This window comes from Mycobacterium sp. (genome assembly GCF_035314665.1).
GTDB lineage: Bacteria > Actinomycetota > Actinomycetes > Mycobacteriales > Mycobacteriaceae > Mycobacterium.
Window position 1 is genome coordinate 1 of the sequence record NZ_DATFZD010000081.1, and the last position, 12,076, is coordinate 12,076.

Here is a 12,076-nt window from a genome sequence, read left to right on the forward strand (position 1 = left end):
CTTTTCGAATACCAAGCGAAAGAGCTGTTCGCCAAGCACAACGTTCCGACGACACCCGGCCGAGTTACCGACACTCCCGAAGGGGCCAAGGCGATCGCCGAGGAGATCGGCCGGCCGGTCATGGTGAAAGCCCAGGTCAAAGCCGGCGGACGCGGCAAGGCCGGCGGCGTGAAGTACGCCGCCACCGCTGAGGACGCCTACACCCACGCGAAGAACATCCTCGGCCTGGACATCAAGGGCCACATCGTCAAGAAGCTGCTGGTCGCCGAGGCCAGCGACATTGCCGAGGAGTACTACATCTCTTTCTTGCTCGACCGGGCCAACCGCACCTACCTGGCCATGTGCTCAGTGGAGGGCGGCGTGGAGATCGAAGAGGTCGCGGCAACCAAACCGGAGCGGCTGGCGAAGGTGCCGGTGGATGCGGTCAAGGGCGTCGATCTCGCGTTAGCCCGCTCGATCGCCGAGCAGGGTCATCTGCCGGCCGAGGTGCTCGACTCGGCGGCGGTCACCATCTCGAAGCTGTGGGAGGTCTTCGTCGGCGAAGACGCGACGCTGGTTGAGGTCAACCCGCTGGTACGCACGCCGGACGACCAGATCCTCGCGCTGGACGGCAAGGTCACCCTGGACGCCAACGCCGACTTCCGTCACCCCGGCCACGCCGAGTTCGAGGACCGCGACGCCACCGACCCGCTCGAACTCAAGGCCAAGGAGCACGACCTCAACTACGTCAAGCTCGACGGGGCGGTCGGCATCATCGGCAACGGCGCCGGATTGGTGATGTCGACGCTGGACGTGGTGGCCTATGCCGGCGAGAAGCACGGCGGGGTCAAGCCCGCCAACTTCCTAGACATCGGCGGCGGTGCCTCGGCCGAGGTGATGGCGGCCGGGTTGGACGTGATCTTGAACGACAAGCAGGTCAAGAGCGTGTTCGTCAACGTGTTCGGCGGCATCACCTCCTGCGACGCCGTCGCCAACGGAATCGTGACCGCACTCAACATGCTCGGTGACGAAGCCAACAAGCCGCTCGTGGTGCGCCTCGACGGCAACAACGTCGACGAAGGCCGCCGCATCCTGGCCCAAGCCAACCACCCGTTGGTGGTCCAGGCCGACACCATGGACGCCGGCGCGGACAAAGCCGCCGAGCTGGCGAACAAGTCTTAAGGAGAGATGACCCATGTCTATATTCCTGAACAAGGACTCCAAGGTCATCGTCCAGGGCATCACCGGTGGTGAGGGCACCAAGCACACCGCGCTGATGCTGAAGGCCGGTACTCAGCTGGTCGGCGGGGTGAACGCGCGCAAGGCGGGAACCACCGTGTCGCACGTGGACGCCGTCGGCAAGGACGTCGAACTTCCGGTCTTCGGCACCGTTGCGGAGGCGATGAAGGAGACGGGCGCCAACGTGTCCGTCGTCTTCGTGCCGCCGAAATTCGCCAAGGACGCCATCATCGAGGCCATCGACGCCGAGATCCCGCTGCTGGTGGTCATCACCGAGGGAATTCCGGTGCAGGACAGCGCTTATGCGTGGGCTCACAACGTCGACAAGGGGCTGAAGACCCGCATCATCGGGCCGAACTGTCCCGGCATCATCACGCCCGGCGAGGCGTTGGCAGGCATCACCCCCGCCAACATCAGTGGGTCGGGGCCCGTCGGGCTGGTATCCAAGTCCGGCACGCTGACCTACCAAATGATGTACGAGCTCCGCGATTTCGGGTTCTCCACGTCGATCGGCATCGGCGGCGACCCGGTGATCGGCACCACCCACATCGACGCGATCGAGGCGTTCGAGAAGGATCCGGAGACGAAGGTCATCGTGATGATCGGTGAGATCGGCGGTGACGCCGAGGAGCGTGCGGCGGACTACATCAAGGCGAACGTGTCCAAGCCGGTCGTCGGCTACGTCGCGGGATTCACTGCGCCGGAAGGCAAGACGATGGGCCACGCCGGTGCCATTGTGTCCGGATCCTCGGGTACCGCCGCCGCGAAGAAAGCGGCCCTGGAAGCGGCTGGAGTCAAGGTCGGCAAGACTCCCTCGGAAACCGCCGAGCTGGCCCGCCAGATCCTGCAGAGCCTGTAGGCCCCATGACCGTGGACCCGCGCCGGCGACGATGCAGAGCGAAGCGATGAGGAGCGGCGCCATCGGCCCCAGCACGCCGGTCGTTGTCGGTGTCGGGCAGGCCGCGGAACGCATCGACGACGCTTACTACCGGGGAATGTCGGCGGTTGAGTTGGCGGCAGCCGGTGCCCGCGCCGCGCTCGAGGACTGCGGCGCTGACGCCGCCAAGGTGGCCGCGTCGATCGACACCATCGCCGGCGTAAGGCAATTCGAGATCTCGGGGCCAGCCAAGGCGGTGCTGGGCAAGTCGAACAACTACCCGAGGTCGGCGGCCAACCGGATCGGCGCGGACCCGGCCCGGGCCATCCTGGAAGTCGTTGGCGGACAAGGGCCACAGCACCTGATCACCGAACTGGCCGGTGAAATCGCCGCCGGCCGCTGCGAGGTCGCGTTGGTCTTCGGTTCCGACGCGACCTCGACCAACCGCTACTTCGCCGGATCCGACAATAAGCCGGACTTCTCCGAGACCGTCGACGGTTCGCTGGAGGACCGCGGCCACGGCCTGGACGGACTTATCAGTCGCTACACGGTGATTCACGGATTGGTCGACGCGCCCACCCAGTACGGGCTGCTGGAGAATGCCCGGCGGGCCGGAACCGGACTCGGGCCGGCCGATTATCGGCGGCGAATGGGTGAGCTTTTCGCGCCGTTCACAAAGGTGGCGGCGGAGAATCCGTTTGCCGCCGCGCCGGTCGAACGCGGCGTCGAGGAACTGATCACGGTCACCGAGCGCAACCGGATGATTTCCGAGCCGTACCCGCGGCTGCTGGTCGCCCGTGACCAGGTGAACCAGGGTGCGGCGGCGCTGCTGATGTCGGTGGAGGCTGCGCGTAAACTTGGTGTGCCCGAAGACAATTGGGTTTATCTGCACGGGCACGCCGATCTCGAAGAGCAGAGCCTGCTGGAGCGGCCGGATCTCGGGCACGCCCCATCGGCGGTGATGGCGGTGCGCGAAGCGCTGGCCGTCGCCGGCATCGGCATCGACGACATCGCGACTTTCGACCTGTACAGCTGCTTCCCGGTGCCGGTGTTCAACATCTGCGACGGGGTGGGAATCGCGCCGGACGACCCGCGCGGGCTGACCCTGACCGGTGGCTTGCCGTTCTTCGGCGGCGCCGGCAACAACTACTCGATGCACGGCGTCGCCGAAACGATCGCCAAATGCCGAAGCACGCCAGGCCAATTCGGCCTCGTCGGCGCCAACGGCGGCATCTTGAGCAAATACTCGGTCGGCGTCTACTCCACCACACCTGCCGAATGGAAACCGGCCAGCAGCGCTCAGCTGCAGGAGCAGATCGGCCAATCGCCCACCCAGCCGGTGACCGAGCAGGCCGACGGCCCGGGCACCGTCGAGACCTACACGGTCCGGCGCGACGGCGGCCGGCCGACCGGAATCGTCATCGGCCGGCTCGACGCCGACGACAGCCGCTTCCTGGCGACCACCGAGGACGACGACCTGATCGGGCTGCTCACCGACGGCGATCCACTGGGGCGGTCGGTCGTGGTGCGCTCGTTCGACTACGGAAATCGCTGCGCACTGCGCTGACTAGGCGCCCTTGATCGCGTCGACCAGCCCCTGGGTGTCGGCGACGGTCACGGTGAGCGCCGAGTGATCATGCAGACCGATCACGCGGTGGATTCGCGGCTCGAAGTGGATGCATACGCCTTCAGAGGCGTTGGTGCCGAAGGTAAGTCCGTCGTCGGCCGCCGACAGCCGGGCGCCGACCGCGGTCCACCACCGGTACGGACCGGTGACGTGCGCATCTTGCACGCGCGATAGCGGCGCGTCGACGTGGAACGGCCCATAGCGGGCGACCAAACGGCCGTCCTCGGTCACGGTCACGCCCTGGGTGCCGGGCCATGCCCAAAACGGCAACCACATCGCAGCCAGCCGGGGATCGTAGCGATAGAGGAAGTGCCGGCCTTGGTCGTTCTCGGCTGTCACGACGCTCCGATCAGCTCACACCAACGCGGCGAGTTTCCCGGCCAATCGTTCCACATATGCCGCGACCTCTTCTTCGGACTTGTCGGGCAAGCCGAATAGCACTTCGGTGACACCCAATTCGGCCCAGTGCGCCAACTTCTCGGGCACCGGCTTGAAATCCAGCGCCACGATCTGTGGCGCTCCATCACGTCCGGCGGCTGCCCAGGTGTCCTGCAGCAACTTCACCGGTGCGTCGATGTCGAAGTCACGGGGAGTGGTGATCCAGCCGTCTGCGCTGCGGGCGATCCATTTGAAGTTCTTCTCGTTCCCGGCGGCGCCCACCAGCACCGGGATGTGCGACTGAATGGGCTTGGGCCATGCCCAGCTCGGCCCGAAGTTGACGAATTCGCCGTAGTAGGAAGCTTCCTCCTGAGTCCACAACGCCCGCATCGCCTCGAGGTACTCACGAAGCATGGTGCGGCGCCGCCCCGCCGGCACGCCGTGGTCCGCGAGTTCGTCGGTGTTCCAGCCGAACCCGACGCCCAGGCTGACTCGCCCACCCGATAGGTGATCGAGCGTCGCGATAGATTTCGCCAGCGTGATCGGATCATGCTCGACCGGCAACGCCACCGCGGTGGACAACCGCACCCGCGAGGTGACCGCGCACGCCGCACCGAGGCTGACCCACGGGTCCAGCGTCCGCATGTAGCGGTCGTCCGGCAGCGACTCGTCACCCGTCGTCGGATGGGCGGCCTCGCGCTTTACCGGGATGTGGGTGTGTTCGGGTACGTAGAAGGTCTGAAAGCCGTGATTGTCGGCGAGCGTGGCAGCTGCCGCCGGAGTGATGCCGCGATCGCTGGTGAACAGCACAAGCCCGTAGTCCATGCCCTGAATTAGAACGTGTTCCAATCTTGTGGGCAAGGCCGGGGGTCATCACGTCGCCGCACAAACGGGCCGACATCACGTCGATGTCAGCGGCGCCTACTGGCCAAGGTGCGCTAGCGTGGGTGATCGGCACGCGTCGTAAACGCCCGCGCTGTTCGTCACGGCGTTCATAGCCCGGTACGCGGTAGCGTCGCGAGCAGCGGCCGCCTGGGAGTATCAGCGCCGCACGACAGCGGCGCCGCAAACAGCACTGAAAGAAGGCACAGGAGAAGCCATGACCTACCCGCCCGGCAGTCCCGGATACCCGCCCGCGCAGTCGCCCGGCGGCTACGGAGCCTCCTCCGCACCCTCGTTCACGAAATCCGATGACGGTGAAAGCAATCTGAAGCTCTACCTGACCGTCGGTGTAGTCGCGCTTGGCCTGGCGACTTACCTGCTGAGCTACGGCCCGATGATCACCCGAATCCTTCCGAACGGTGACGAACTCGTCGAAAGCGGCAGCACCCTGCCGATTGACCTGGGATTGCTGGCGGCGCTGCTCGCCGGGGTGAGCTTGTTGCCCAAGGCCAAGAACTACGCCGCGGTGGTGGCGGCGATCTCCGTGCTGGGCGGGCTGCTGCTGGTCGAGGACACCATCGGCGCGTCCGGCCGGGGCTGGGCGCTGTGGTTCGCGCTGGGCGCTGGAGTGCTCCAGGCCATCCTCGCGGTCAGCGCCCTGTTGCTGGATGCGGGCGTCATCAACCCGCCGGCACCCCGTCCCAAGTACGACCAGTACGGCCACTACGGGCAGTACGGTGGCTACTACGGTCAGCAGGCTCCCTACCAGCAGTCACCTCAGCAGTCCGGATACGGGTCTGGGTACGGCGGTTACCCGTCGGGGCCTTCGACCGGCGGCTTCAGCGCGGCCGGCCAGCAGTCTGGCCCTATCCCGTCTCCGCAATCCGGCCCGCAGCACGGCTCGCCGGAGGCACAACACCAGGGATCGCCCACCCCGCCAACGGGTTTCCCCAGCTTCAGCCCGCCCCCGTCGTCCGGCTCCGGCAGCACGGGTCAGGGCAACTCCGCAAACCACGCCGGTTCCGGCCAGGGTCAGCACTCGTATGGCCAGGGTCAGCAGCCGCAAGCGCCATCGTCGCCGTCGGGCCCGTCACAGTCCTAACCGTGCGCACTCGGGCGCGGCGTGTCGCCAGCCACGGAACCTAGTGGCGACCGTTAGCGCGGCGAAGCCGGGCGCGGCGTGTCGCCACCCACGGAACCTAGTGGCGACCGTTAGCGTGGCGAAGCCGGGCGCGGCGTGTCGCCACCCAGACGGGCCGCGGGGTAACGTGCTCGAAGCGTGACGCGGGTGCAGGACAGTCCAGCGGCGGGCGCTCGTCAGGCCCGCGACCTATTGCGGGTCGCGTTCGGTCCCGCCCTGGTGGCGTTGATTGTCATCGCGGCGGTGACGCTGCTGGAGTTGCTGATCGCCAACAGCGACATGACCGGCGCGTTGGGTGCGATCGCCAGCATGTGGCTCGGCGTGCATCAGGTGCCGATCTCGATCGGCGGTCGCGAACTCGGCGTGATGCCGCTGCTGCCGGTGCTGTTGATGGTGTGGGGCACCGCACGCACCACCGCGCAGGCCACTCCCGCCAGGGCGTCCTGGTTCGTCATCCGCTGGATTGTGGCGTCGGCACTGGGCGGACCCCTGCTGATCGCCGCCATCTCGCTGGCTGTCATCCACGACGCGGCCTCGGTGATCACCGAACTGCAGACGCCGAGCGCGTTGCGGGCGTTCATGAGCGTGCTGGTCGTTCATGGCATCGGTGCGACGATCGGCGTGGGCTCCCGGGTCGGCCGCCGGGTGCTGGGGACGTCGCCGCTGCCGGACTGGCTGGCCGATTCGCTACGGGCCGCGATGGCCGGCGTGCTGGCGCTGCTCGGGTTGTCCGGCATGGTCACGGCCGCGTCGCTGGTCGTGCATTGGGGGACGATGCAGGAGCTGTACTCGATCACCAATTCGATTTTCGGCCAGTTCAGCCTGACCGTGCTGTCGATCCTCTACGTGCCCAACGTCATCGTCGGCACCGCCGCGATTGCCGTGGGATCCAGTGTCCATCTGGGTTTTGCGACGTTCAGCTCGTTCACCGTGTTCGGCGGCGACATTCCTGCGTTGCCGGTGCTGGCTGCGGCTCCGCATCCGCCGCTGGGGCCGGCGTGGGTTGCCCTGCTCATCGTCGGCGCATCGGCCGGGGTTGCGGTCGGACAGCAGTGTGCGCGCCGGCCGCTGCCGATCGCCGCGGCGATGGCCAAGTTGGTGACGGCGGCCGGGGTGGCGGCGCTGACGATGGCGTTGCTCGGCTACGCCGCCGGCGGGCAGTTGGGCAACTTCGGCGACGTCGGGACCGACCAGGGCACCTTCGGGTTTGCGGTGTTTCTCTGGTTCGCCGTCGTCGGTGCCATCACGGTGGTGATGGCCGGCGGAATCAGATACCGCCCGCGGAAGCCCAAACCGCCACGGGCCGCGCCGCCGCCGGCCGAGCCGGCCGTCGAGGCCGCCGATGCCGGTGTTGTCGTCGAGGCCGCCGATCAGCCGCCGGCCGAGCAGCCGCCGCCGGACGAAGACCATTAGGCTCGGCCTGTGCAGCAACCGTTCCGCGTGCCTCCCAGCGCACCGGCACGATTGGTGGTGTTGGCGTCGGGTACCGGTTCGCTGCTCGAGTCCTTGCTGGACGCCGCCGTCGGTGACTATCCGGCGCGGGTGGTGGCGGTGGGCGTAGACCGCGACTGCCGGGCCGTCGAAATCGCCACCGCGGCGTCGCTGCCGACTTTCAAAGTGCGGCTGGCCGATCACCCCGACCGAGATGCCTGGGACGCCGCGCTCACCGAGGCCGCCGCAGCGCATTCACCCGACCTCGTCGTCTCCGCCGGCTTCATGAAAATTCTTGGAGCACAATTTCTTTCACAGTTTTGCGGCCGTATCCTCAACACCCACCCGGCGCTCCTACCGGCGTTTCCCGGCGCGCACGGGGTGGCCGAAGCCCTCGCCTACGGCGTGAAGGTCACCGGCTGCACGGTGCACCTGGTGGACGCGGGCACCGACACCGGCCCGATACTGGCCCAACAGCCCATCCCGGTGCTCGACGATGACGACCAAGAGACCCTGCACGAACGCATCAAGGTCACCGAACGGCGGCTGTTGGTGGATGTGGTGGCCGCGGTGGCGACCGGCGGCGTGACCTGGAACGGACGAAAGGCGACCATCGGATGAGCCCAGAAAACGGCGACGACTCGCGACGGCCGATCCGGCGCGCACTGATCAGCGTGTATGACAAGACCGGGCTCGTCGAGCTCGCGAGCGGCCTGCACGCGGCCGGTGTCGACATCGTGTCGACCGGTTCAACTGCGAAAACCATTGCTGATAAAGGAATCCCGGTTACTCCGGTAGAAGAGGTGACCGGTTTTCCCGAGGTGCTCGACGGCCGGGTCAAGACAATGCATCCGCACGTACACGCCGGACTGCTGGCCGATCTGCGCAAGCCCGAGCATGCCGCGGCGCTCGAGAAACTCGGGATCGCGGCGTTCGAGCTGGTGGTGGTCAACTTGTACCCGTTCAGCGAGACGGTGGACTCCGGGGCGAGTGTCGACGAATGCATCGAGCAGATCGACATCGGCGGACCGTCGATGGTGCGCGCGGCGGCCAAGAACCATCCGAGCGTCGCGGTGGTGGTGGACCCGCTCGGCTATGACGGCGTGTTGGCCGCGGTGCACAGCGGCGGGTTCACCCTTGCCGAGCGGAAGAGGCTGGCGGCGTTGGCGTTTCGGCACACCGCCGAGTACGACGTCGCCGTCGCCGGCTGGATGGGCTCGACGCTGGCGCCCGAACAGCCGGCGATGGCGTTCCCGGAATGGATCGCGGGGACATGGCAGCGCTCGGCATTGCTGCGCTACGGCGAGAATCCGCATCAACAGGCGGCGCTGTACGTCGATGCCGCCGCGTGGCCCGGCTTGGCGCAGGCCGAGCAGTTGCACGGAAAAGAGATGTCGTACAACAACTTCACCGACGCCGACGCGGCCTGGCGGGCAGCGTTCGACCACGAGCAGACCTGTGTGGCAATCATCAAGCACGCCAACCCATGTGGGATCGCGATTTCGTCGGCCTCGGTCGCCGACGCGCACCGCAAGGCCCACGAATGCGACCCGCTGAGCGCATTCGGCGGAGTGATCGCGGCCAACACCGAGGTCAGCGTCGAAATGGCCGAGTACGTGAGCACGATTTTCACCGAGGTGATCGTCGCGCCCGCCTACGCGCCGGGCGCGGTCGACGTGCTGGCGGGCAAGAAGAACATTCGGGTGCTGGTTGCATCAGAGCCGATGGGCGACGACACCGAGCGCCGTCAGATCAGCGGCGGCCTGCTGATGCAGCAGCGCGACCGCATCGACGCGCCCGGCGACGATCCGCTGAACTGGACGTTGGCGGCCGGTGCGGCGGCGTCAGCGGACACACTGGCGGATCTGGCGTTCGCCTGGCGAACCTGCCGCGCGGTCAAGTCCAACGCGATCGTCATCGCCGCCGGCGGCGCCACTATCGGCATCGGTATGGGCCAGGTGAACCGGGTCGACGCGGCGCGGCTGGCGGTAGAGCGTGGCGGCGATCGGGTCCGCGGCGCGGTCGCGGCCTCTGACGCGTTCTTCCCGTTCCCCGACGGCCTGGAGACGCTGGCCGCCGGCGGTGTCACGGCGATCGTGCACCCGGGCGGCTCGGTACGCGACGACGAAGTGACCGCGGCGGCCGAAAAAGCCGGCGTGACGCTGTACCTGACCGGCGCGCGGCACTTCGCTCACTGAGACGCCTAAGCGCTGGCCTCGTCGCGGGCGGTCGTCACGTGGCGGATGAACGCGGCAACTTCGTCGACCGCGTGCCGCGCATCGGGGTTGACGTCGAAGCTGAGCTGAAACATGTGCATGGCCTTGTGCCACACCTGCACCCACACCGGCACGTTGTGCCCCCGCAGTCGCTCGGCCAGCGCGAAGGTGTCGTTGAGCAGCATCTCGTGGGTACCGACCTGCAGCCGGAACGGGCCAAGGCCATGCGGGTCCGTCTCCGGCGGCATCAGCGGCGGCGGACGGGTGCCGTTCACGGTGGCGAACACGTCGTAGATGAACTTCACGGTCATGAACGGAAACAACGCGTCCCGATGCTCTTTGAGGGCTCGATACTTCAAGCTCATATCCGCCGACGTCAGTGGCGAGAGCAATGCCTGCCCGGCCGGCACCGGCAACCCGGCGTCGCGGACCGCGAGCGCGGTATCCGCGGCCATCAGGCCGCCGGCCGAGTCTCCGGTCAGCACAATTTGGTCCGCGGCAAACCCATGAGACAGCACGTAACGGTAGGCGTCCAGCCCGTCGGAGACCGCTTCTTCGATGCTGACTTGCGGCGCGAGCCGGTAACCGACGTCGAACACCTGCGCACCGGTCGCCGCAGACAACTTGCTGACGAATCGGCGATGCGAATTCAGGCCGAGGGTCACCAGCGCCGAGCCGTGGAAGTAGACGATGGCCCGGTCGGAATCGCAGGCCGCCGGGGCGACCACCCACTCGGCGGTGCAGTGCGGCAGCGCGACCGGGGTGACCTCGGTGCCCGGCAGCGCCGGAATGACCCGCAGCGGTTTGTCGATCACATCGAGGCGGGCTCGCTGCATCGTCTCGGGGCGCAAACAGTTGACGACCAAGCCGATGATCGTCAAGGTGGCCAGCACCGGGCGCACGAAGATCGCCGACAACAGGGCGAGCAGGCTGGACTGCCAGCAGGCAGGCCCGAAGTGCGACGTCTCGGGTCGATCGGGCCAGTCGGATGAGTTCACGATACTGAGGGTATCGGGTAGTTGGGCGTCGCCAACTGTGAGCTTGGCATCGGCTCGCGGCGATCGTTGCGTAGGCCACTCACGCGCCCGAACATCGGCCGACCGTTAAGCAAAGCGTTGCAATTCCTGTCGCGGGTCGCCACGATTTTGCGCCGAACAAGATCGGATCGGAATAGGCTCGAGAATTGGGCGCGTCGACGGCGGCGAGTCTTATGTGATTCGAAGGTACTCGAGAGGAAGAAATGCGCGCGATAACCAAAAGAACAGCGTTGTTCTCGATCGGAATTGCGGTGTTCGCGCTGGTCGGCGTGGGTTGCCACAAACAGACCAACGCCAGTCAAGCCGCAAGTTCTGCAAGTTCGTCCGTGTCGTCTGCAATGTCATCGGCTGCCGCGGAGCCGACATCCAGCGCGGCGGCACCAACCTCGACGCAGATCGCCGGGAAAAACGGCACGGAGTACACGGTGGAGGGACCGATTCTGGCGAAGTGGGACACGCTCACCGACGATCAAAAGAAGGAGTTGGGCGCCCCGTACGACAACCAGAAACCCACCTTGGACAACAGCGGCGTCTACCAGCAGTTCGATGATGGCGTCCTGATCTATCGGAATGGCGGCCCGGTCTACTTCGTGTGGGGCAAGATCCGCGACACGTGGAATGACAACCAGGCTTCGCAGGGCAAGCTGGGTTACCCGACCTCGGACGAGGTGAAGGAACCCGACGGCACTTACAAGTCGACGTTCGAGCACGGCACCGTCACCTGGAAGGAAGGCGACGAGAAGGCCACCGCCACTTTGAGCTAGTCGGTCCTCACGTTCACCTCGGAAAGTCGGGCAATCCACGCGGGTTGCCCGACCTTTCTTGGTTCCAAGCTGATGGCGAGCGATGCCGTATTTGCGTGACCGTCGTAGCGTGGAGAGGTGACCGCACCGAACCACTTGCCCCGCACCGTCGGCGAACTGCGTGCCGCCGGGCACCGTGAACGGGGAGTCAAACAGGAAATCCGGGAAAATCTGCTGACCGGGCTGGCCGAGGGTGACGACGTCTGGCCGGGAATCCTGGGCTTCGACGACACCGTGCTACCGCAGCTGGAGCGGGCGCTGATCGCGGGCCACGACTTCGTGCTACTCGGTGAGCGGGGACAGGGTAAGACCCGATTGCTACGGGCACTGGTCGGCCTCCTCGACGAGTGGACGCCGGTGATCGGGGGCGCCGAACTCGGTGAGCATCCCTACTCGCCGATCACCCCCGAGTCGATCCGGCGGGCCGCCACGCTCGGTGACGATCTGCCGGTGGCGTGGAAGCACC

Annotated in this window: 10 protein-coding genes and 2 pseudogenes; 9 read left to right on the top strand and 3 right to left on the bottom strand. The window is 66.7% G+C overall.

Going from position 1 to position 12,076, the window contains the following annotated elements; all coding sequences use genetic code 11:
* The 3 genes from sucC to VKI00_RS06045 form a co-directional block, all read left to right on the top strand.
* Positions 1–1,161, top strand: a 1,161-nt coding sequence (gene sucC, locus VKI00_RS06035) for an ADP-forming succinate--CoA ligase subunit beta (RefSeq protein WP_324436098.1), incomplete at its 5' end; no start/stop codon positions are given.
* A gap of 13 nt (positions 1,162–1,174) precedes the next feature.
* Complete coding sequence (gene sucD, locus VKI00_RS06040; protein ID WP_324436099.1) at positions 1,175–2,077, top strand: succinate--CoA ligase subunit alpha; 903 nt, start codon at positions 1,175–1,177, stop codon at positions 2,075–2,077.
* 46 nt (positions 2,078–2,123) lie between these two features.
* Positions 2,124–3,662 carry an acetyl-CoA acetyltransferase gene (locus VKI00_RS06045; RefSeq protein ID WP_324436100.1) on the top strand — a complete coding sequence of 513 codons (1,539 nt, stop codon included), beginning with the start codon at positions 2,124–2,126 and terminating at the stop codon, positions 3,660–3,662.
* On the opposite strand, the gene VKI00_RS06050 is transcribed toward VKI00_RS06045, so the two are convergent.
* The gene (locus VKI00_RS06050) at positions 3,663–3,998 is read right to left on the bottom strand and encodes a hypothetical protein (RefSeq protein ID WP_324436107.1); all 336 of its coding nucleotides are present in this window, start codon (positions 3,996–3,998) and stop codon (positions 3,663–3,665) included.
* A 78-nt stretch (positions 3,999–4,076) separates the two neighbouring features.
* The gene (locus tag VKI00_RS06055) at positions 4,077–4,925 is read right to left on the bottom strand and encodes an LLM class F420-dependent oxidoreductase (RefSeq protein ID WP_324436101.1); all 849 of its coding nucleotides are present in this window, start codon (positions 4,923–4,925) and stop codon (positions 4,077–4,079) included.
* 274 nt (positions 4,926–5,199) lie between these two features.
* Between VKI00_RS06055 and VKI00_RS06060 the strand changes: the two genes are divergently transcribed.
* The 4 genes and pseudogenes from VKI00_RS06060 to purH all read left to right on the top strand — a co-directional run bounded on the left by VKI00_RS06060 (position 5,200) and on the right by purH (position 9,752).
* On the top strand, positions 5,200–6,084 hold the full coding sequence (locus VKI00_RS06060; protein WP_324436102.1) for a DUF5336 domain-containing protein: 885 nt from the start codon (positions 5,200–5,202) through the stop codon (positions 6,082–6,084).
* 186 nt (positions 6,085–6,270) lie between these two features.
* A pseudogene (locus tag VKI00_RS06065) lies at positions 6,271–7,500 on the top strand (DUF6350 family protein); the annotation flags it as partial.
* A gap of 45 nt (positions 7,501–7,545) precedes the next feature.
* A complete protein-coding gene (gene purN / locus VKI00_RS06070; protein WP_324436103.1) occupies positions 7,546–8,175 on the top strand; it encodes a phosphoribosylglycinamide formyltransferase in 630 nt (209 codons plus the stop codon).
* A complete protein-coding gene (purH, locus tag VKI00_RS06075; protein WP_324436104.1) occupies positions 8,172–9,752 on the top strand; it encodes a bifunctional phosphoribosylaminoimidazolecarboxamide formyltransferase/IMP cyclohydrolase in 1,581 nt (526 codons plus the stop codon). Before purN ends, purH begins: the two co-directional genes overlap by 4 nt.
* Before the next feature lie 5 nt (positions 9,753–9,757).
* Here the strand turns inward: purH and VKI00_RS06080 are convergent, their stop codons facing one another.
* Entirely contained in the window at positions 9,758–10,768 is a 1,011-nt protein-coding gene (locus VKI00_RS06080) for an alpha/beta hydrolase (RefSeq protein ID WP_324436105.1), read from the bottom strand.
* Positions 10,769–11,058: 290 nt separating this feature from the next.
* Here VKI00_RS06080 and VKI00_RS06085 point away from each other — a divergent pair, with 290 nt between their 5' ends.
* Both VKI00_RS06085 and VKI00_RS06090 read left to right on the top strand, forming a co-directional pair.
* Positions 11,059–11,571 carry a hypothetical protein gene (locus tag VKI00_RS06085; protein ID WP_324436106.1) on the top strand — a complete coding sequence of 171 codons (513 nt, stop codon included), beginning with the start codon at positions 11,059–11,061 and terminating at the stop codon, positions 11,569–11,571.
* A 117-nt stretch (positions 11,572–11,688) separates the two neighbouring features.
* A pseudogene (locus tag VKI00_RS06090) lies at positions 11,689–12,076 on the top strand (magnesium chelatase); the annotation flags it as partial.